Annotated in this window: 19 protein-coding genes; 13 read left to right on the forward strand and 6 right to left on the reverse strand. The window is 38.1% G+C overall.

Features of this window, described 5'->3' with window-relative positions; all coding sequences use genetic code 11:
- Window positions 1-174: 174 nt before the first annotated feature.
- From ACYQ2C_RS06165 to ACYQ2C_RS06185, 5 genes are all read right to left on the reverse strand, one after another.
- Complete coding sequence (locus ACYQ2C_RS06165; RefSeq protein ID WP_460051439.1) at window positions 175-687, reverse strand: hypothetical protein; 513 nt, start codon at window positions 685-687, stop codon at window positions 175-177.
- 645 nt (window positions 688-1,332) lie between these two features.
- Complete coding sequence (locus ACYQ2C_RS06170; protein ID WP_460100815.1) at window positions 1,333-2,046, reverse strand: SDR family NAD(P)-dependent oxidoreductase; 714 nt, start codon at window positions 2,044-2,046, stop codon at window positions 1,333-1,335.
- 145 nt (window positions 2,047-2,191) lie between these two features.
- Window positions 2,192-2,881, reverse strand: a complete 690-nt coding sequence (locus tag ACYQ2C_RS06175) for a CatA-like O-acetyltransferase (RefSeq protein WP_460051442.1) — start codon at window positions 2,879-2,881, stop codon at window positions 2,192-2,194.
- A gap of 711 nt (window positions 2,882-3,592) precedes the next feature.
- On the reverse strand, window positions 3,593-5,515 hold the full coding sequence (locus ACYQ2C_RS06180) for a methyl-accepting chemotaxis protein (RefSeq protein ID WP_460100819.1): 1,923 nt from the start codon (window positions 5,513-5,515) through the stop codon (window positions 3,593-3,595).
- Between the two features lie 219 nt (window positions 5,516-5,734).
- Window positions 5,735-7,312 carry a hypothetical protein gene (locus ACYQ2C_RS06185; RefSeq protein WP_460100822.1) on the reverse strand — a complete coding sequence of 526 codons (1,578 nt, stop codon included), beginning with the start codon at window positions 7,310-7,312 and terminating at the stop codon, window positions 5,735-5,737.
- Between the two features lie 439 nt (window positions 7,313-7,751).
- On the opposite strand from ACYQ2C_RS06185, the gene ACYQ2C_RS06190 reads away from it, so the two are divergent.
- The 12 genes from ACYQ2C_RS06190 (at window position 7,752) to ACYQ2C_RS06245 (ending at window position 17,818) form a co-directional block, all read left to right on the forward strand.
- On the forward strand, window positions 7,752-9,284 hold the full coding sequence (locus ACYQ2C_RS06190) for a flagellin (RefSeq protein ID WP_460051447.1): 1,533 nt from the start codon (window positions 7,752-7,754) through the stop codon (window positions 9,282-9,284).
- 571 nt (window positions 9,285-9,855) lie between these two features.
- Complete coding sequence (locus tag ACYQ2C_RS06195; protein ID WP_460100825.1) at window positions 9,856-10,713, forward strand: hypothetical protein; 858 nt, start codon at window positions 9,856-9,858, stop codon at window positions 10,711-10,713.
- A gap of 159 nt (window positions 10,714-10,872) precedes the next feature.
- Complete coding sequence (locus tag ACYQ2C_RS06200; protein ID WP_460100828.1) at window positions 10,873-11,154, forward strand: hypothetical protein; 282 nt, start codon at window positions 10,873-10,875, stop codon at window positions 11,152-11,154.
- 63 nt (window positions 11,155-11,217) lie between these two features.
- Window positions 11,218-11,646, forward strand: a complete 429-nt coding sequence (locus tag ACYQ2C_RS06205) for a Tse2 family ADP-ribosyltransferase toxin (protein ID WP_460100830.1) — start codon at window positions 11,218-11,220, stop codon at window positions 11,644-11,646.
- A complete protein-coding gene (locus ACYQ2C_RS06210; protein ID WP_460100832.1) occupies window positions 11,639-11,815 on the forward strand; it encodes a hypothetical protein in 177 nt (58 codons plus the stop codon). Before ACYQ2C_RS06205 ends, ACYQ2C_RS06210 begins: the two co-directional genes overlap by 8 nt.
- A gap of 153 nt (window positions 11,816-11,968) precedes the next feature.
- Entirely contained in the window at window positions 11,969-12,196 is a 228-nt protein-coding gene (locus ACYQ2C_RS06215) for a hypothetical protein (RefSeq protein WP_460100835.1), read from the forward strand.
- The gene (locus ACYQ2C_RS06220; protein WP_460100942.1) at window positions 12,190-12,324 is read left to right on the forward strand and encodes an energy transducer TonB; all 135 of its coding nucleotides are present in this window, start codon (window positions 12,190-12,192) and stop codon (window positions 12,322-12,324) included. The genes ACYQ2C_RS06215 and ACYQ2C_RS06220 overlap by 7 nt, the downstream gene beginning before the upstream one ends.
- A gap of 796 nt (window positions 12,325-13,120) precedes the next feature.
- Window positions 13,121-14,656, forward strand: coding sequence for a flagellin (locus ACYQ2C_RS06225; RefSeq protein ID WP_460100838.1), 1,536 nt, complete (start codon window positions 13,121-13,123; stop codon window positions 14,654-14,656).
- Window positions 14,657-14,707: 51 nt separating this feature from the next.
- Complete coding sequence (locus tag ACYQ2C_RS06230) at window positions 14,708-15,085, forward strand: flagellar protein FlaG (RefSeq protein WP_460051454.1); 378 nt, start codon at window positions 14,708-14,710, stop codon at window positions 15,083-15,085.
- Between the two features lie 416 nt (window positions 15,086-15,501).
- Window positions 15,502-16,962 carry a flagellar filament capping protein FliD gene (fliD, locus tag ACYQ2C_RS06235; RefSeq protein WP_460100841.1) on the forward strand — a complete coding sequence of 487 codons (1,461 nt, stop codon included), beginning with the start codon at window positions 15,502-15,504 and terminating at the stop codon, window positions 16,960-16,962.
- A gap of 131 nt (window positions 16,963-17,093) precedes the next feature.
- Window positions 17,094-17,495 (forward strand): flagellar export chaperone FliS, encoded by a 402-nt coding sequence (fliS, locus tag ACYQ2C_RS06240; RefSeq protein WP_460051457.1) that lies wholly within the window; start codon window positions 17,094-17,096, stop codon window positions 17,493-17,495.
- 5 nt (window positions 17,496-17,500) lie between these two features.
- Complete coding sequence (locus ACYQ2C_RS06245; protein ID WP_460051459.1) at window positions 17,501-17,818, forward strand: hypothetical protein; 318 nt, start codon at window positions 17,501-17,503, stop codon at window positions 17,816-17,818.
- Window positions 17,819-18,036: 218 nt separating this feature from the next.
- Here ACYQ2C_RS06245 and ACYQ2C_RS06250 read toward each other — a convergent pair whose 3' ends face one another.
- Window positions 18,037-19,230 (reverse strand): hypothetical protein, encoded by a 1,194-nt coding sequence (locus ACYQ2C_RS06250; RefSeq protein ID WP_460100845.1) that lies wholly within the window; start codon window positions 19,228-19,230, stop codon window positions 18,037-18,039.
- Between the two features lie 609 nt (window positions 19,231-19,839).
- On the opposite strand from ACYQ2C_RS06250, the gene ACYQ2C_RS06255 reads away from it, so the two are divergent.
- Entirely contained in the window at window positions 19,840-21,267 is a 1,428-nt protein-coding gene (locus ACYQ2C_RS06255; RefSeq protein WP_460051462.1) for a sigma-54-dependent transcriptional regulator, read from the forward strand.
- Window positions 21,268-21,482: the final 215 nt, after the last annotated feature.

Here is a 21,482-nt window from a genome sequence, read left to right on the forward strand (position 1 = left end):
TAGTACTTGATAGGATGCTATTACAGTTTTATTTTGATGAAACCTTTAAAAAGACTATTGGAGTGGCTAAACGTTAGGATGGGAAAATCTAGATGGGTTTTATGAGAAGATATACAGATAACATACTAGAATTCGGTGGCAGAAATTTCCGCCACCTGAACTAACTAAGTAAACTTATTTAGATACTTTTACCAGTTTAGAGCGTAATTCTTCAGGTACTTCGTCTAACATAACAATAGAAATGTTTTCGTTAAATTTAGTAGCGTTGGCTGAAGCGCTTTTAGATAAAGTAGTGTTAATTTCTTTCGCAGACAATGTGTACATGTTGCCATTTAGTGGATCAACAATAAACCATCCAATTAAACCGCCGAATAAAATATTACCGCCAATGTACCAACCGTTAGCAGAAGTTTTTACTGGAATCTCAACGGTGTCATAGCCGTCTTTTGATAATACTAAGTTGAATGATTTTCCACCCCAGTATGAACCATCACTTTTCTCTAGTGTTACTGTAGTAGGAGTAGTGCCTTTAAAAATTTCAGCGCCTTTCTCGTCGGTAATAACAATAGATGCACCATCTGGTGAACTCATAATTGGTAGTGTTTGAGTCGATTCACCAACAATAGTGGCGCAGCCTGAAAGTGCAACAAAAAATGACAAAATTAAAGAGTATGAAGTAAATTTCATGCAGGTATTCCTTTATTGTCTGCAAATGGATTGGTAAAAATAAGGAGGTGTGAATTCTATCTCAAAATTATAAAAGTCGCTCTAAAAATTATTTGTATAGGATGATTTTCGCGCCAAATAAGTAACTTATTTAAGTGTATTATTTTTATAAAAAGTAAATAATTTTTATTTAAAGAAAAATAAATAGCTGTTTTCCTTTGCTGTTCTAACTTTACATATTTTTTCTAAAGAATTTAACACCAAAGTGTTAGTACTTGTATTGACTTTTTAATTGAATGAATTTCGGATGTTCAAGCTCGTTATTAAGTTTAATTTTTTAAATGTAGTAATTATGTCAATCAAAAATTGTATTCCGGATTAATAGGAGCGAAGCAATGAGGAGATCTGTCAATATTTGACTAAATTAAAAATTTACACGGTTTTTATTGTGGTGGGATTATAAAAAGTCTATTGATAAAAATTGTGAGTAGAAAAATACTATCTTTTTAAAGTTATAAAAATGATCACTAACGAGAGGCTAAATATCTTGGATTTACAAAAAACGATGAAAGAGTAATCGCTAATATAATTTGTATTTAGTGATTACTCTTTTACTTGATTCAATTTTCTAAGCAATTAGGCAGATTTTAGCAAAATGTATAAATGCTAGATGTCGCCCAGTTGTGGCCTAATAAGTAAATCTTCAACAACGGTTCTGTCACTGACTTCAAAGCAATTAAACATTAATGCGGCCACGTCTTCTGCGGGTATAAATCTTTCTTCTGGAATATCAACACCGTCCCAGCTGCTGGTTAGGGTTGCTCCCGGTAAGACAGATGTTACTTTTACATGATGGTTTTTCATCTCTTCTCTTAAAGCTTTTGAAAAACCATACAGTGCGAATTTACTGATGGTATACGAGCCGCCATTTGCATAGGCTATTAATGAGGCAATAGAGCATACATTGAAAATATGGCTACCTTTTTGAGATTTGATATTTTCGATTAAATGACGTGTTAAATAATAGGCGGAATATAAGTTAGTTTCTATTTGCGATTCCAACACGCCTTCTTCTTCTGAATGAACTTCGCCGGGTAAAAATTTACCCGCGTTGTTGATTAATACCTGAATTGGCAGGTTTAAGCTCAAAACATAATCTGCAAAAGCGCAAACATCGCTTTTATTGGCGAGATCAGCCTGAAATATATGCAAACGTTTTTCTAAATCTAATTCAGATTTCAACGATTCTAGTTCGTTGATGTTTCTAGAGCAGGTCGCGATGGTAAAGCCTGCATTGTAGAATTTATCCACTAAGGCACGACCTATACCTTTAGAACCACCACTGATTACGACGAGTTTGCTGTTATTAGCTGGGTTCACAAAATACTCCGAATTATGTTCACAAAAATAGTTCGCAGCAGTGTAAACGTCTAAGAAGTTGGCTTCAACTTCTTAGCTGGGATTAAAAAGATGTAAGAGCCAAATCGTTAACGAGTTACAACTAAATGCACGCAGTTGGTGTTTTTCAGTCGAATACTGGCTCAACATTGTCTATAAGCTGTTCAAATTGAGAAATACAGGCTTCTAAACGGTTAAAAAACAAACCAATATGCAATCCGTCGACGGTGCCGTGATGGCATTGCAAAGCAACGGGGGCATAACGTCTGCCATCACGATCAATATGTTTACCAATAGTAACCACCGGATTGAACCCATAGGGGCGAAAAAACGGTTGCTGAAAATGTGTAAATGAAATCCAAGGAATGTTAGAAACAAAAAACATATGAGATTTGTCTTTAACGCCGGTATCGGGACTTTCTTTGGCTTGAGCTATATCGTTTAAAATAGTTTGATGAAAACGTTCGAAGCGTGAAACATATTTAGAATCGCAAAAGCTAAAAGTTCCATCAGCTTGCGATACTGTATACCCTGGTTCTATGTAGTCAAATTCGTAAAGGTGATTATTTATATAGCGATGCTTTAATTCGGGTATGCTATTCACCGTTTTTGTCAGGCAATAAAGTAGGCAGGTAAACAAATTAAGATCGTTATTTTTGGCGCATTCCCTTACTGTTGTAATATCAACTTCTACGGTTGCACTCAGAAAAGGGACATCGTATTGCAAAAATACTTCAAGCAATTCTCTACGCTTATAGGTATTTAAATCGACTAACCTTTTTTCGGGTAGGGTAGTGATGACTTCTCTAGTGTTCAATCTATATTTCCTTTTGATTACCGATAGAATGAGTATCGCTGACTGATAATCATTAATGAACGGTATATTAGTGATAAAGGTATATTTTTGAAAGAGGTTTACATCAAATACACTATCAAAAAATGCGACAAGATTTTATTTGTTTGCGCGCTTTTCTTGTCATCTATTGATCGTCAGTACTGTGATTTTATCGACAATATACGATCTTTTAATAATGATAAATTATTGTTTAGAAGGGTTTTTGATGGGGTTCTTTCTCTAAAAGAATAAATAATTAGGCAAGGTTTTAAAAAAATGCTTTCGTTAACAGATAATGAAATAACTGTTGTTCTTTAGGTGACTCTAATTGAATCTATAATAGACCGTTAAGTGCGGTACCCATTTTTCGACATTAGTTATGTTCTAAAGAATTTATTGGAAACTCTGATTAACCTAGAGTTTCCAGCGACACAAGGATGTGTCGCCAATTTCAAGAACCGTAAGTGATTGAAATTGTGAAGAAATTGGAAATCGCATTTTCAATTTCTGTGCTCTGATTAAATCATGGATGAGTTAATCAGAGCTTCCTATAGTTTCCAATATCGAAAAATTTTAAATAGATTATTTATGAACTTTGTAAAAAATAGTGTTCTAAACGCGCGTTATATCAGATACAAATTAAACCTACAGCAACTAGGGGTTAATGCTAGCGTTCGGCATCTAATAGTTATTTTACAGTTTGTATCGTTCTATCAGATTTTTCAATTGAGAAATAGCGCCAAATAAATCATTGCAGGCATACTGTGTTGATTGCGCAATTTCATTATTTCGGGCGGTTGAAGAGTGTATGATTTCAACATTGTGAGATATATGGTGGGACACAGTTTTTTGTTCGTCGGCTGCCAGGGCAATTTCGGAATTTAATTGATTTATTTGTTCCATTGAGCTCAGTACATTTATAAAATTCTTACTAACTTCTTCGGTTAATTCTGCATTTTGAGTTGCCTGTTGACGATTTTCCTGCATTAAATCGGTAGCGTGTTTCCCTTGTTGTTGTAGTTTCTCAATCATGTCGTTAATTTCTTGAGTAGAAGCCTGCGTTCTACTCGCCAACGAACGCACCTCGTCGGCAACTACGGCGAAGCCGCGTCCTTGTTCGCCAGCTCGTGCAGCTTCAATGGCAGCATTTAAAGCAAGAAGATTGGTCTGCTCGGCAATGTTTCGAATAACATCCAATACCGTTGAAATATTCGTACTTTGTTCCGCTAATTTTGATACTACAGCTTCGGATTCTTCAATGTTACGAGCCTGTTGCCTAATTTTTTGAGAAGTTTGACGTAATGAATCAGAACCCACTTTAACGTTGCCGTAGGCTCCTTCAGTAATTTTCTTAGCGCCCTCGGTATTCTCCGCAACCTGATTTGCTGATATCGAAAGCTGATGCACCGCTGAAGCCAGTAATTTGGTCTTCTCATTTTGTTCATCTTGAACAGCTGACATATTACTGGAATATTCAGTGAGGCTCTCAGATGTTGCCGATACCGCACGGGTTTGATCACTTACTTCTTTCATGGTTGACTGTAAGCTGGCCAGAAGTCGATCAAACTCTTTCGCCATAACACCAATTTCGTCTTGGCGTGTTGACGCAAATCGTACGGTTAAATCACCACCGCCATCGGCAAGATTTTTGATGGCTTTAATTTGTGATCTCAAGGGTTTACTGACCAAATTCGACGTTAAAAACATCACAACGGTAATAATAACGGCAAGCACACCAATGATTTCTATAATCGTTACGATGGCGGCATCAAATGCTCTTGAACGGATATCGGATTTTTTTGTTGCAACAATAATGTCGTAGCCCCAGGGTTCATACGGTATTATTTTGAGGTTATATTCAGTGGACTGGTTTGATATAATTTGTTGTACCTGATCATTTGTGACGTTTGACGAAGAGATAGTGACTGTATCTTTAGCGTCTCTTAACGCGGCAAAGCCATTTTCCAATATGCGTGTGCTTTCTATGGCGTTATTCATAGCGCCAAGATTCGCCGAATAACCGACATACCATATACCAATAGTTTCGTTAAATATATTTTTTAAGGGTTCGTATGCCGTCAAATAAGGTTTACCCAAAATATCGACTTCACCGTAATAGGTCTGACCTGCTTTAATAGCCGTCATTGCTTTACTATTTTCGGCTAATTTTGTGCCCGTAGCACGAGCGTTATCTTTCATGACGTTGGTTGAAATACGAATAAAATCTTCACCACGTTTGCTGAAGATGGTCGCAGTGCCTCCCATTATGTCTGTCAATCCATCCACGAGATCGTAATTATTGGCGATGGGTCTATTACCAAGGTACAAGTTGGTAGACGGAGTTCCTGAAACATTTACCTCTTCACCAGATCTAGCAGCGCCAAGTTCAGCGCCGCGTTCTTTTAGCAGTTTCATACTGCTAGCGACACGTTCAGACATAATTGAGTTGGTTATATCTAATACGGTGCGAATATCGTGTATAATGTCTTGCTCAAGATCCGCAACGAATTTCTCTGTTTTAGAAACCTCGTTCTCCCAAGAAAACACTATCAATAACAAACCTATAATTAAGGTAGCAATAGTCAGCGCCGTTATAAACTTTTTTTGAATAGACATTGTTAATCTCAAGTTTGTCTGTATCACATGCGGTATAGTTAGCGATCTACGATTTACGCACTTTAACAAAACTGCTGTTATTAAAAATGTTTATAATATAAGCGTCCGTGATCTAATTAACTTTGATTTAATCCGTTATGTCTGTACAAAGAGATAATCATTAACTGCGTATTTTTAGAAGAGTTAGGAAACTATGAAGTAACATTGGATTTTCAACAGTTATTGATGGATATTTTTTACATCCAATATTAACGCATAAAAGTCATGTTTTAATTGTGTTAATGCTATTTTTTGTTGATTCGATAATGTTTGATTTTCTGAATTTAAGCAGTCAAAAGAGTTACAACCGATAAGTGGCAGGTTTCTACAGATTTTCACTGACTCATACCATCGACAACAGTCGGACTCGTAAAACCAGCGCCAATCGGCTAAAGATGACAGTAATAAATCGGTGTTAACACCCAGAGCGCCAGCTAAATGCACGGTTGAATTATCTACGCTGATAAACTTGGTTAAAAATGAAGTCATTAGTATGGATAGATGAACCAAGTCATTTTTTAAATCAAAATCGGGTGTATAGACACCTTTCTTTGCAAGCAATTCTATTTCGTCACTTGTTGCATCGTATTGAAGATTAATGAACTTTATAGATTGATCTCCAACAAATGCTTCCAGTAAATCCGAGAGTATTTCTAGCGGTATATTTCTTCCTAATGCATTTGTCCGGTAGTTTCCGCCACGCCAACTGATGCCAATAAAAAGAGGCTGCTCGGCGTCATCATTTATATCAAAGAAGTGGTAAATTTTTGCTTTAAGTTCGCTTTCTAATTGAGCTTTCGAATTTATGCTATGAGGTACTTTGGCTAAGATCGTTTGTGGTTGTATATCGTCAATGCTATGTACAAGGTATCGACCGAGTGATCCAAGCGATATGCAGAAATCAAATTCACTGTAATCACCTTGGTATTCATCAGTTATAAAGTGAACCCGTTCGTGCAATAGTGGTTCAATTAATGTTCTTAATCTAGGATCTATTTTTAGCGTGATTTCGGTCTGCAATTTAGCCATTAAATTCAGAAACATGATTTGATCACCCAACCCTTGATCGGCCCACAATAACAAATGTCCCTCTTGCTCACCGTTCCAGCTGGGTAGTGGTAAATCCAATTGAATACAATGACTATCCTGCCAGCGATACTCGTATTCTTGCCAACCAAGCTCAAATTCATGAGACAAGAGTGCTAAATGCGCAAAATTTATGTGCGCGTAAAAATTATTCGGCTCAATTTCAATGGCTTTTTGCAGCAGTTGCGCCGTGGTACTCAAGTTACCAAGCGCTTTTTCAACTACTGCTAAATTGATATAACTTTTTGCCAATTGTGGACACATTTGTTGCACGATTACAGCGGTTGCTTTTGCCTCATGCAATTTTGCTTGACGGTAATAACATTCGCTCAGCTTAGCCAGATAAATAGGCTCAGGACGTTGTTGTATAATCTGACTTAATACATCTTCTGCTTGAGTGTAATGCTCAAGCGACATCAGGCGGTCTACATAATATTCACAAATAACGTTATTATTTGGAAGTTCATTGTAGGCGATGGTTAAAAAATCGATGGCTAAACGGGAATGCCCTTTGAAAAATTCTTCATTTAAAAGTCGTACGATTTGCTTCGGATGTAGATTTTGCTGAATAGCCTGCTTAAAAATTTTAAGAGCCAAATCAAATTGCTGCTCTTTCATACAGATATTAATAAGCGGGATTAATACTACAACGGAGTGATTTTTTTCACTCAAAGCGGCAATAATTTGCCGCATTTCCGCTGTGTTGCCGCTTTCTACCGCTTTTTGCAGTTGCTCAATCATCTTTAGCCTTGATTTATTGATAAATTATTAATAAAGGCAACAGAGCAATTATTTAGCCAGTCTAAATTTAGGTGTAGAAACCTAGCTTCGACGGTAATTTTTCTCCAGCTTTTCTAAAATACATGTAAAAGCACACAAATGGTTTCTTAAATCGCTCGACGTAAATTTAAAAACTTGAGCAATTAATTTTCGATAGAAACCAATTTGATCATAATTAAATTCTATTAATGAAAATTAATTTCGGTCGGTGAGCAAAAAATAATCTTTTTCTACAAATTCCTCCCTAAAGTAAAATTTTTTAGAGCCGATGTCCCGGTTGTGAATGATTGTAACGAGGATCTTAATCCCCTAGGGGGCTAGGAGTAGAACCATGACTTTAACTGTAAATACCAATATCGCTTCGCTGAATACTCAGCGTAATTTAAACCAATCTTCTGGTGACCTAAACGTAGCTTTACAACGTTTATCAACAGGATTTCGTATCAATAGCGCTCGTGATGATGCAGCCGGTTTACAAATTTCAAACCGCTTAACATCCCAGGTAAACGGTTTAACCGTTGCCGCAAGAAATGCCAGTGATGGTATTTCTTTATCTCAAGTTGCAGAGGGCGCATTGCAACAGTCAACAGATATTTTACAACGTATTCGTGATCTTGCGTTGCAATCGGCCAACGGTAGTAACTCTGCCGGTGAACGCCAAGCGCTGCAAGAAGAAGTTAATCAGCTTAAACAAGAGCTCACTCGAATTGCTGACACCACTACATTTGGTGGTCGAAGAATTCTAGACGGCACTTTTGGAACCTCGTCATTCCAAGTGGGTGCCGAAGCAAACCAAACCATCGAAGTAACATTAACCAATGCGTCATCTTCTAGACTTGGTAATTATCGAGTTGATAGCGAAGGGACGGTAGCGGGAAGTATTAGTAATGCCATTGGCGGTGCTAACTTTACCGCGGGTACAGTAGGTGTTGTTGGCCCGTTTGGTATTTCGACCTTTACAGTAGAAACAACCGATACCGCCGGAGACATTGCCGATGCCATTAATGCATCTACGCAATCAACCGGAGTTAGTGCTAGTGCAATTAATAGAATTGCCGTTAACGCAAGCGACATATCTATAGCCTTTGATGGCGCCAACGGAGTTGCCGATTCGGTAAGTTTCTCGATTGGAACCAATAATGGTGACGGCGTTGCTAACACAACCGATATTGTATTAACCGCAACCGGCGATGCTGCGCAAGATTTAGAAAATCTTCGTGATGCGATTAACGCAGATTCGGGTACCAATGGTTTGTCGGCACAAATTGACGAAACCGGTAATTTAATTGTTACTGCAAAAGACGGCGACAATATTCAGATTACGGGTTTTACCGAAATTGACGGCAACAATAGCGCAAACGATTCGTCGGTAACATTCAGTGTTGTATTACCCGATGATACCATTAGTACCGCAAACGTCGCCTTATCTGGTGCAACTTCAAATACCTTTGAGGCGATTGGTACAGTTACGTTTGACTCCAATGAACCCTTCACGCTTAGCGGTACCAACATTGGAGAAATTACGGCGGCGACCATTGGGGTTTTACAAACAGTTGCAGATATTGATGTTACCACCGCCGATGGAGCGCAAGATGCCATCGCCATTGTCGATGGGGCAATATCGTCCATCGATAGTCAAAGGGCGATTTTAGGTGCGGTGCAAAACCGGTTTGAAAACACCATTGCCAACTTAAATAACATTGTTGAAAACGTATCGGCTGCACGTAGCCGAATTCGCGACACAGACTTTGCCGCAGAGACCGCGCAATTAACAAGAAGCCAAATTCTACAACAAGCTGGCACCACAATTCTTGCGCAGGCAAACCAAATTCCCCAAGCAGTCCTCAGCTTGTTGGGTGGATAACAATAAAAAATAGGTTCTTTAATCTCTGCAATCTCACGATCTTGGCCGCCATTGAGCGGCTTTTTTTCGTGTTTGAAAATTAAAAAACACACTGAATGCATAATTTGGGGCGTTAGTTTGAGTATTAAGTATTTGATTTTCAGTATTTAGATACCCGAGTTAGAAAATTTTAGTTTTTTTATTAATATGCGACTGGTTTTCGGTATTTTTAGTGTAGTGGCTGCTGTTATATGATTCGAACGGTGGTTGAATCATTTTTTGTGCTCTCGAAATTTAATTCAACTAATTCTCTTTTGAAGTTGGTCTTAACGATTTGTCTAAACCTTGTTTTACAAGTGTTACAAAGTACCTCTTAAAAATAAATTTGTATATATTTCTCGGCGTATCAAATAACGTAAAAAAGCAATTTAATGAGTTTTGTGCCAGAGTCTAGAATTTGTTGACGGTTTTAATATTTCGAGATAGTTTGGGAGAATAAGTTGTTTAAAAAATAATCGGTATGTTTTTTGTAAAGTTTTTTTGATTGTTTTCAGAATTTCATTATCTAGTGCGCAGGTAACAGGATGTTAAAATGGAAGATATATTAAATTCTATAAAAGCCTCTCTATATGATCGGTCGGTAAGCCCTCTTTTTGGGACAATTTGTATTGCGTCGTTATTTTGGAATTACAAAATAGTTCTTACGATTTTTTCAGCTGAAAAGCTGCAGTTAAAGCTGTTAATAATTAATCAAATTTTTAAAGAGAGTGACTTGATTTTTTTAGGGATTGATATTCCTGGTTCGATACTAGATGGCTTACTCATTCCTTTTCTTTTTTCCTTGTTTTATATTTTTATTTATCCCTGTTTGTCTGCACCTGTTTATAGATACAGTTTGAGATGGCAAAAAAAATTAAGGGATATAAAAGTTAATATTGAAGATCGGCGACTTTTAACCATTGAAGAATCTCGACAAATTAACAGGAAGTTAGCTAAGTTGCAGGTGGAATATGATAATGAAATATTATCTTATAGAAGACAAGTCGAAACGTTAACGGAAGACATAAATAGGTTACAAAAAGAATCTTTAATTTCACAGAATAATATTTTAACTGAAGGCGATCAAAAAGACGTTTATACGGATTCTCAAAGTAATGAAGTTCCTGATGAAGCTGCAAAAATCTTGGCTACTTTTTCAGGTTTAAAAGATGGGCATGGTAGAACTTCCGAGGATGTTGCACAAAGTTTAGAATTGCATATCGATGTTGTTAGAGATTTTTTTGAGCATCTTAGAGAAAAAGGGTTTATTTATATGGATGGCGATACTGAGGAGAATGATATTTTATATATGCTTTCACCTTCTGGGAGGGCGTATTTAGTAAAAAATAATCTATTAAATAAATATAGTCGACAATTAAGTGAAGGAATAGATTCCAGTGAAGATAAATAGAATTTTAATGGTTGATTATTTTAAATCGATATTTCGCGCTAGTGAAAAAATTTCTTGTTTTTAATTTAATTCCGACTCTATGTCTAGACGCGTTGGTAGATCTATTTGTGTATGATAGTGATGGTCGATGAGTTTTAAACAAATTAACAAGAGGCTTAAATGATGCAAGAAGTGTATTGTGAAGTTGTTGGTAGAAGCGTTGGTTTAATTAAAAAGAAAATTGAAATAAACGTAGATTTTGGTGAATCTATCGGATGGATTGAAAGATTGACTGGTGGAAATCCCATGAAAGACTCTTTTGGAAAGATAATTCAGTTTAATTCTATGATAGATGCGTTAAACCATATGGCTAAAGATGGGTGGTTATTCGTTAATGCCTACAGTATCACGTTAAAAGATCAAAATGTTTATCATTATATAATGCGTAAGGTAATTTCTTAACGGTTCGATGAGTCACCTTTATAATTCATTTTGTCTTTATAATGTTTGGGGAGAAGGAGTAATATGCATACTCCAGTAGAGTTTTATCTAAGAACACCAGTGGATTTATTTCGAAGAGGTGGAGCGAAAAAACCGAGATTTGATTACATAAGAACTAGCCCTCCACGAGAAACACCGGAAAAATTTGATCTAAAAGTAGACGAGCAGTTTGGAAAGATAATAATAAACCATCGCAGTGGTGGTCTTAGTTTGTTTAATAAACCAGACTTTAGAAGTGGCAAAGATTGGTGGTTAATACCTAAAGGAACGGTATTGCCACCTGGATTTACGATTACAAAAGATTTAACATTTGGAAAATTTCATGGACATTACAGTATTCGTGCTAAAGAGGATATTGAATTAGATGTTTGGAAAGAAAAATTAGGAAAATGGGCTGAAACACATGCTGTCCATGTAAATACGTTTACCGGAGTCAAAGATTCAAATGTTTAATGTTCAAGAATTACGTTTAATTCGTCACGCCGTTAGTAAAGAATTAGATGATTGTGAAAAAAAGCTAAAAATATTAGACCCTGATAGCGATGATTCTATAGAAATAGGTAATGACTCGATGTTGTTAAGAGTCATTCTGGAGAAAATAGCAAATGTTGAAGAAGTTTAAACCATTAAGAAGTACAGCAAGTTGTATCATTTAAAATATGCGCGAAAATTTTAATGTATATATTTTGAGCATGTTTTCTAAATTTCATGTAGTCAACAATAAACTCCGTGATAATATACACGTTTATTTAGTGTTAAATTATTAGGAGTTTTTGTGAGATACGCAGTTTTATGCATATTGGTTTCAATTTTAATGGGTTGTGGCGCGACGCCAATCACTTCTGCTCCTGTAGATGCTCCTTACCAGCAAATTACCCAAAAGCCGTTGATTAAAGTAGCTCCGTTTTATCCTAAAGACCTTCTTAATCGCGGTATAGAAGGTTGGGTACTAATAGAAGTAGAAGTCGCTGAGATGGTAAAGTCGTTTCTTCAAAGATTTTAGAGGCAAGCCCTGAGTCTGGTTTTAATGAAGCTGCATTAAATGCGGTAAATAAGTGGGTATATAAGCCAGGCTCTTTGGGTCAAGAAACCAAAACAAAGGCATTGGTTGAGTTTTTGATTGCTAAGTAACGAAATGCCTAACGGCCAACTTAGATTGGTTGTATCAAGATTAAATACAGTATCGACTTTGTTTAAATCTGTGCATTTATATTATTCTCTGATTAAATCATCCGTGATTTAATCAGAGAGCAGATCTTGAAAATGCGATTTCTACTTCCTTCATAATTTTAAGCATTCTCAGTGCTTGATCTTAGCGATATATTCTTGTGTCCAAGTGAATTCCAGGTAAATCAGAACTTCCGTATACCTTATACTTGCATTTCTGGCAACCAAATGCCGAGTATTTTTAATATGTCACGCTGATTAATTAACCACTATAAATGACGAGCGCTAATAAAGCTTTTCTTGTTATTAGTGGCTTCTAATTCTTTCAAGTCCTTGTAGTAGCTTTTAGAACCTTTTGGTTAATTCACCTTTGATTTAATCGGAGGCTAGAGTTTGAAAATGATATTTGCGTGGACTCGGTCGGTGATTTTTTGCCGCTTTTTAGTTTACAAACCCAAATTGGCCGCTAATATAAAAGTAAGCATATGCAAAAGCTAATGCGCGGCAGGTCAGGTATTTGCCGTTCTATGATTGTTAATACTCTCATAGAGCTCAATTTTTACGTTTTTAATTTATCTATCTCTAACGGTTCTTAAGTTCTCTTCTTTTTACTCCACCGAGTTTGCTTAAACGCTAGACAAACCGGTACCTCCCCTAAAAATTTTCATTTTTAAAGTTTTTACGCTATCGGCCGATAGCCTTAGTGCACAATCTTATCTCACAGTCAATTAGCCCCGTTAGAGGGCCAGGAGTCATTCAAATGACATTAACAGTCAATACAAACGTTGCGTCTTTAAATACGCAACGCAACTTGAATAGCTCGACGTCAGCACTTAATGTCTCTCTACAACGCCTCTCTACGGGCTTTAGAATTAATAGTGCTGCCGACGATGCTGCAGGTTTGCAAATTTCAGACCGACTAACTTCGCAAATTAATGGGCTAAACATTGCCTCTCGAAATGCGAACGATGGTATTTCTTTGGCGCAAGTTGCTGAAGGTGCGTTGCAACAATCCACGGATATTTTACAACGTATTCGTGACTTGGCCTTGCAATCTGCTAACGGCAGTAACTCATCGTCTGAACGTCAAGCGTTACAAGAAGAAGTGAATCAGTTACAACAAGAATTAACACGTATCGCCGATACGACAACGTTTGGTGGTCGAACAGTTCTTGATGGTACATTTGGTACAGCCTCTTTCCAAGTGGGTGCCAATGCAAACCAAACCATTGAGGTTTCTTTAACGAATGCCTCTGCCGAACGTTTAGGTAACTACCGTGTGCAATCGGCGGGTACAACCGCAGGTAGCGTATCTAACTCGGTGGGTGGTACACAGTTTACCGATGGCGCTACCGTTACAATTACAGGTGCATTTGGTACCGGTAGTTTTACAACGTCAAATACAGATACCGCAGGCGAGGTTGCCGATGCTATTAACGCACTGGGTGATACCACCGGTGTCTCTGCGCGGGCCATTACTCAAGTGGCAATTAACGCGGGTGATTTTGTGTTATCAACCGATACTGCGAACGGTACAGCGGACTCGGTAACATTCACCATTGGTACTAATAATGGTGACGGCGGAACCAGTTCAACTACAACTGCGGTCACCTTAACGGCCAGCGGTGATGTAGCGCAAGATTTAGAAAACCTCCGTGATGCGATTAACGCAGACTCCGGTAGTAACGGTATATCTGCGGCACTCGATGAAAACGGGAATTTAATTTTGTCGGCTCAAGATGGCGATAATATTGAAATTCAAAACTTCACCGAAGTTAACGGAGCCGGTGCTAACAACAGTTCGAGCATTGTATTAACCGCGGTAAACGCAGACGGTACTATCGGCACAGCTAACCAAACTGTCGATGCCACTGCAAACGCGTTCGAAGCAGTAGGTACTATTACCTTCGATTCCAGTGAGCCGTTTACTGTTGGGGGCACTAACATTGCCGAAATTACCAGCTCGTCAATTGGTGTTTTACAAAGCGTTGAAGGCATCGATATTACCAGCGCCAGTGGTGCACAGGATGCTATTGCTGTAGTCGATGGTGCCATTGCCAATATTGACTCCCAGCGAGCGCAGTTAGGTGCGGTGCAAAACCGATTCGAAAATACCATTGCCAACTTGCAAAATATTTCTGAGAACGTTTCTGCAGCACGAAGCCGAATTAGAGACACCGATTTTGCGGCTGAAACTGCTGAATTAACACGTCAGCAAATTTTGCAACAGGCCGGTACTTCGGTGCTAGCGCAGGCTAACCAGCTTCCACAGGCTGTATTGAGTCTTCTAGGTTAAAACGTGATTTATCGGCGGGGTTTACTCCGCCGATAATATAGAGGGTGAAAAATGGATATTAATAGCGTACAAAATATTCGCCCCACAGCCGCCAGCCCTTCAGCTTCACGCAATAATACCAGAGCAGAAGTGGCAATCTCTGATCGCGTTCCGCAAGAACAGATTCGCGCTGTGCGGGTTGAACAAGAAAATACCGAGCCTAGTGTTTCTGAGAATATTCGCGAAGCGGTTTCAAATTTAAACGAGTTCTCGCAATCGATTCGCAGAAATCTATCGTTTAGTTTACAAAATGAAACTGGCCGTGTTGTAGTAGAGGTTACCGACTCTGAAACTGGTGAATTAATTCGTAAAATTCCTTCGGATGAAGCTTTGCAAATAGCAGAACGCATATCTGAGACAAGAAGTTTACTTCCCTCTGTGAAGGTTTAAATTTTTAAGATTTAACTTCACAGAGTGTTGTTGCGCTTATTATATTAGTTTTTACTAGACTATATTTATCTGATGTATTTCTCTATCGCATGTATGGCCCTGTTTTTTTGTTACTTAAATTCGATGTAACTCATCTTCTGTTTACCGGTTTTTTTATTTAGTATTTTTACGCATTGGCACTTTCACAACGCTTAGGCTTACTATTTGCGTTTGTCTTGATTTCTAGAAAATAGTGGTCTAACCAAAAACTTAAGTGCGGCAATAATTAGCCGATATTCTTGCTAATCAATAACAATAACTGTGCATAATCATCGAAGGATAAATAGCTCCAGTAGTTAAGCATCCAGAATTTTTAACACTTGCAGAGTTGTGATTTTTAAACAGTTTTCATCTAACGTGTATACGGCGGATTTTTAATGACCATCACATTTAACGGTATTGGATCAGGGCTTGATATCGATGCCATTGTTGGCGCGATTGTCGATGCAGAGCGTGCACCAACAGAAGGACGATTAAATCGCCTAGAGTCAAATGTTACCGAAGAATTGTCGGCGGTGGGTCAATTAAACTCGGCATTAACCGCTTTCTTAGATGCTGTCGATGATCTATCCGATGAGTCTTTATTTCGAGGGCGATCGGTGAGTATTGGTGATCGTAGCTTAATCAGTGCTACCGCCGATGAAAGTGCCCAGGCCGGAAGTTATCAAATCCAAATTGAGCAAATAGCCACGGCTCAAAAAATTGCAACTCAAGCCGTTGCAACCGCCGGTACCGAGGTTGGCACCGGTACCTTAAACATTTATTTGGGCTCAGAATCGTTCAGTATCGACATTGATGAAAACAACAACACACTGCAACAAATCCGTACCGCTATTAATGAATCGGAAAATAATCTTGGTGTAACAGCCTCCATTATTAACGACGAAACCGGGGCGCGATTAGTATTAACCAGTAATGAGACCGGTTTAGATAACACCATTTCTTTGACAGTAAACGATAATGACGGCGATAACAGAGATGCGTCTGTAGGCTTGTCTCAGCTTGTTTATGACCCTACCGATATCGAAACCACCGGTGATGGCGGAGTGGTGCAAGATGGCCGAGAATTAGATTCCGCACAAAATGCTATTGCCTACATTGATGGACTGAGAATTACGGGTTCAAACAATACCTTTGAAAATGCCATTGAAGGCGTGACCTTCAATTTATTAGACGCTCAAGATGCCGATGATTTTGCCAGCGGAGATACGATCAATTTAACGGTTGGCAATGACACCGCCAGTGCACGCGGTGCGATCGAAAATTTTGTAAATGTCTATAACAGCTTTTTAGACGTCGTAGAACAACTCACCGTTGTTGTCGTAAATGATGGTAATACCGGTAACGTAACCGGAGCCTTAACCGGCGACTCAACGGTAAGAGGTTTGCTTTCTAATATACGAAGCCAATTTTCTACCGGTGTTTCTGACAATCCCCAAGGTTTACAGTTTTTAGTAAATATTGGTGTATCAACCGATCAAGAAGGACGGTTAACCATTGATAACACCCGTTTAAACAATGCGTTTTCGACAGATTTTGATGCGATTGCTAATTTGTTTTCGGGTGATAACGGATTATCGAATCGTCTATCGGAGTCTTTGGATGGGTACACAGGTTCTAGCGGTATACTACAGTCACGAAGAGACAGTTTACAAAATACGCTTAACGGTATTGATGACCAGCGAGAAGCATTAGAAAGACGAATTGAATTAACGCAAGAGCGATTATTCGCTCAATATCGAGCGACAGATGCCCTAGTGGGCCAGCTCAATAATACCTTAAGCTTTTTAACCAGCTCATTACAAAATACTCCTATAAATAATCGCAGAGATAACTAACAGACCCTTTGATTAAATCGTGACGGAGTTAATCATAGGATTCAATATGTAAAATATTGCGAATAAAATATATTAGGCTCAAGTCCCTTTTGCTTTTGTCGATAGCTAACAGGAGCAGGCGAGGAAATATTATGAATCAAAATCATGCGTTAAGTCAGTACAATCAGGTAAGTTTGCATACATCCGTTACTGATGCGTCACCTCATAAACTTATTGATCTGTTGTTATTAGGCTTTTTAGAGCGCGTAGCTCAGGCCCGTGTAGCAATTTTAAACAACAAGATAGAAATGAAGGGCAATCGAATATCTAAGGCGATTGATATATTAGCGGGTTTACGCGCGGCTCTTGATTTTGAAAAAGGCGGTAAAGTAGCGACAAATTTAGATGACTTATATGAATACATGACGCATCTTTTAATTTCGGCAAATCTTAATAACGATTTAAAAAAATGCGATGAAGCCACAGATTTAATGCGCGTTATTCGTGATGGTTGGAATGGATTAGATCTTAAAGCAATTGAAGAGCACAAATAATCATTATGAATAAAACAATGACATTGATCGAAATAGAAAACAGCTTATCCAAATTGGCGATGGGTTTGGATATGGCCTTAGAGCAAGAAGACAGTAGTGCATTCGATAATCTTGATCGTCAAATAAATGAATTGGTTCAAGTGTGTGTTGAATTAAGAGCAATTGAATTTCAAAGTGTTGCGCTTAAAATTGAAAGAATTGTTAGAATGTACCGACGTGTTATTTATTTTCTTGAACAACAAAAGGTTGATGTTCAAGATAAAATTCACTCTCTAGGTTTAGAGAAAAAAGTACATCAAGCCTACCTGGCTCAAAACTATTAATTTCAAAATCATTAATCTCAAAACAACTAAAAGAACCTTCGATCAGTTAGTTCGTGAACGAGTCACGCAGCAGAAGTTGCCTGCGCAATTTCTGTTTTCATTTTATTGTCATTAATTTATCGTCATTAACTTATGGTTCTTGAAGTTGATGAAATATTTTTTGTATTGTTTGAAATTCCGGATTGATTAGGATTTCGTGAAAAGTAAGGGTTAAGCAATTAACGAATCAGTTGTGCTTGGTCGTTAATGTAGACCTGAAAGTTTGCCAAGTTTTCGATGTATCTCGCAAAAGACTGATTCTCATATACTTGCGTTATCACAATCTCCGCACCGTTGTGTGGGTCAGTTTGCTGTATAAAGTCCGGTAAGCTTTGTTCTCCTCGGCTATCTACTTTAAAAATCATACCTGTTTCAACATTAACATCGCGACCAATATTGAGCGTTACCCCATTATTACTGATTTGAGTGATGCGTGCTTTCGTGGGTAAGCACAGCAATGAGTCATTAATCCAGTGCGCAGCTTGTGTAACAATCTCAGAAACAACCTGACCATAGTCCGTATCGTAAAAAGCCGCTGAGAAGGCTTGAGGTTTATTTTTAAGGCTAGTGCTGTCGTAGGCACTGCCAGAGAATTGTTTGTGCGCAACTTCAAGTCCGGTAAAGTTATCAATAACGGTTAAGCTGATGGAAAAAATTCGTGGTTTTTGACCGCGAATTTGTTTCCAGGGAATTTGTTTGTTTTTCAATTTGTCGAAAATAGACTCATCTGTGTTGTAAGCGGTACTTACAATATTACCAATAACAGAATATTGACTGTTATCTTTCAGCTGCAAATCTTTTAATGCGATTGCAAAACCCTGTCTATGAGATTTTCCGGGTAGTTGAGTTGTAGTGCTATCAATAGCAACCAAGCTATTTAACTCGGATAATTTACCGGTTAACTCTTTCGGTAACAATGTGTGTAGTGGCGATAAATCAACGGCATTGGCAGGCGATTGAATACTAAAACCTAAAACAGAAACTTTCTTATTTACACGCTCATTAATGGCGTTTTTACACGAATTTTGCGGAGCCATTACATTGTCGGTTTTTGTATTTTCCTGCATTTGGGACTCATGTTCTAGTGAATCACTCATTAAGTGATCTTGATTCGATAATCCCACAACTTTTTCATTGGAACCGTCGGAAATAGGTTTCATGGAATCCATTGCCGAATCTTCTTGTTTCAGCATCATTTCTGAATTATCAATCACCTTAATTTCATCATCTGATGAATTTCTAGGATCAACTTCAACGGATGAAACCATGGTATGAGTACAGGAGATAGTTGCCATCAAACAAGTAGCCGTTAGCAGATACGTTAACGTTGTGAGTTTTTTACTAACAATTGCGAAAGGGTGTATTTGATTCATTTCTTACCGAATTCAATAGTTTTTTAAACCGACTAACGGCACTGTAGGGTCTTGAGAAATCATATCCGCTTAATTGTAAAATCCCGTAAAATTCATCTTCAAATTCTCTTATATGGCTTCAGATGATTTCGGTATTGAGGTAAAAATAACTTACAAAAATTGTTGAATATAGGCGTTTCTATCTGTTTGATAAGCATTCGCATAATTTAAAAAGGCGCTTTAGTTCTATAAAACTTAGCTTTTTTAAATTTTTACTGTGAAATTTTCTAACGATCTGCATAAGAGCGTTCTTATTTGTCAGTTTTCTTTCACCTTCACCAGACAATAAATTGACTTTGATTTTAACCTAGTCTAATTTTTTTTAAGTATAGACGGAGTATTGGCTGGGCAAATAACCAAGATTTTGACGACTTATTATATTTGCGCGGTTTATATCTTTTTATCAACGATGAGAATGCAATTAACGTAAAACGAAAATCCATTATTAATTGCTAATATTATACTGAAGTTGTATTAATAATTTGCAGGTAATAATTGATCTCATTTACCAATAATCGTTTGATATTGATATCGGATTGAAATATCAAGGTGTATAGCTAGGTTGTTAATATGTGGGCAGAATTAAAAGTTTTAGTGATAGACGATAATCAGCAAAGGCAGCACGATCTAAAAATTGTTCTCGATTTTATGGGTGAGCCTGCGGTTGTCTATAACTCTGATAGCTGGAAACAGGTAATTCACGATACACAATTTGAGTCTCAAGATTTTGTTGCCGTCATTATTGGCGATGTAAATTGTTCTGTAGATGGATTAATTGACGAGGTTCTAAATTGGGATAAATCTTTACCGTTTATCCTAATGTCGAGAAATGAATCTATCGATCTTGAATTATTGCAACGTGAATCGGTTATTGGTCAACTTTCAATGCCACCGTCTTACGCCACCTTAATGGACACTTTGCACCGCGCACAGCGATACCGCGAAGCGAAAACCCACGGTAGCATTAATCAAAAGCGTCCTGTGCATTTATTCAGAAGTTTGGTCGGTACCAGTCGTAAAATTGTTCATGTTCGCGAAGCCATGACTCAGGTTGCCGATAAAGAAGTTAGCGTGTTAATAACCGGAGAATCCGGTACGGGTAAAGAAGTTGTAGCACGTAATCTTCACTACGGTTCTGCACGTAGAAATGGTCCTTTCGTGCCAGTTAATTGTGGCGCTATTCCAGCGGAATTATTAGAAAGTGAATTGTTTGGGCACGAGAAGGGCGCATTTACCGGCGCCATTAATTCGCGCGCGGGAAGATTCGAGTTGGCTGAGGGCGGCACATTATTCTTAGATGAAATCGGCGATATGCCGTTGAATATGCAAGTTAAATTACTCAGAGTGTTGCAGGAAAAAGTATTCGAACGCGTAGGATCTAACCGTCCTCAACCGACCAATGTCAGAGTTATTGCGGCTACGCATCGCAATCTTGAACAAATGATAGAAGACGGTACTTTTCGTGAAGATTTGTTTTATCGATTAAACGTTTTCCCCATTGAAATGCCTTCTTTGAGCGAACGCTGCGAAGATATACCAATATTGATTAATGAATTGGTGGCTCGGTTAGAGAGCGAAAAGCGCGGTTCCATTCGATTTAATTCGGCAGCAATATTCTCGCTATCTCGTCATCTTTGGCCAGGTAATGTAAGAGAGTTGGCGAATTTAGTTGAACGTATGGCAATTGTGCATCCCTACGGTGTTATTGGCGCTCAAGACCTGCCTGAAAAATATCGTCATGTTGATATTGATGAAGAGTTCGAGCCCGATACCGACGACATCGACGCTAAGACCACCATGGTGAAAATGGGTGATACCACCTTGTTGCCCGATGATGGAATTGACCTTAAAGAATATTTAACCAATTTAGAGCGTAATTTAATTCAACAAGCATTAGACGATTGCGGAGGTGTTGTTGCTAGAGCCGCATCACGCTTGGCAATACGACGAACTACTTTGGTAGAGAAAATGCGTAAGTACGGTTTGCATCGAGTTTAAATTTCGACGGCTATTTGTCGCTCCTCCTTTAAAGAGTCATTTTCTAAAAGCTTCCTCTATTAGCCTTTTTAAAAGGCTTTTTTTATATAAGTGAACGTGTATAAACTCATGTTTATGTAAACATCTAGGGTGGCACCAAAATCAGGTGTTACTGAATTCGTGTACTCTGTAAAGTCTGTTACTTCGAGTCCTCTCTCAATAATTCATCGCAAACC

The organism is Sessilibacter sp. MAH3, assembly GCF_054658275.1.

Coding starts and splice junctions, on each gene's coding strand:
- ACYQ2C_RS06165 (WP_460051439.1), bottom strand. CDS start 687: ATGAAATTTACTTCATACTCTTTAATTTTGTCATTTTTTGTTGCACTT.
- ACYQ2C_RS06180 (WP_460100819.1), bottom strand. CDS start 5,515: ATGTCTATTCAAAAAAAGTTTATAACGGCGCTGACTATTGCTACCTTA.
- ACYQ2C_RS06190 (WP_460051447.1), top strand. CDS start 7,752: ATGACTTTAACTGTAAATACCAATATCGCTTCGCTGAATACTCAGCGT.
- ACYQ2C_RS06195 (WP_460100825.1), top strand. CDS start 9,856: ATGGAAGATATATTAAATTCTATAAAAGCCTCTCTATATGATCGGTCG.
- ACYQ2C_RS06200 (WP_460100828.1), top strand. CDS start 10,873: ATGATGCAAGAAGTGTATTGTGAAGTTGTTGGTAGAAGCGTTGGTTTA.
- ACYQ2C_RS06205 (WP_460100830.1), top strand. CDS start 11,218: ATGCATACTCCAGTAGAGTTTTATCTAAGAACACCAGTGGATTTATTT.
- ACYQ2C_RS06210 (WP_460100832.1), top strand. CDS start 11,639: ATGTTTAATGTTCAAGAATTACGTTTAATTCGTCACGCCGTTAGTAAA.
- ACYQ2C_RS06225 (WP_460100838.1), top strand. CDS start 13,121: ATGACATTAACAGTCAATACAAACGTTGCGTCTTTAAATACGCAACGC.
- ACYQ2C_RS06230 (WP_460051454.1), top strand. CDS start 14,708: ATGGATATTAATAGCGTACAAAATATTCGCCCCACAGCCGCCAGCCCT.
- fliD (WP_460100841.1), top strand. CDS start 15,502: ATGACCATCACATTTAACGGTATTGGATCAGGGCTTGATATCGATGCC.
- fliS (WP_460051457.1), top strand. CDS start 17,094: ATGAATCAAAATCATGCGTTAAGTCAGTACAATCAGGTAAGTTTGCAT.
- ACYQ2C_RS06245 (WP_460051459.1), top strand. CDS start 17,501: ATGAATAAAACAATGACATTGATCGAAATAGAAAACAGCTTATCCAAA.
- ACYQ2C_RS06250 (WP_460100845.1), bottom strand. CDS start 19,230: ATGAATCAAATACACCCTTTCGCAATTGTTAGTAAAAAACTCACAACG.
- ACYQ2C_RS06255 (WP_460051462.1), top strand. CDS start 19,840: ATGTGGGCAGAATTAAAAGTTTTAGTGATAGACGATAATCAGCAAAGG.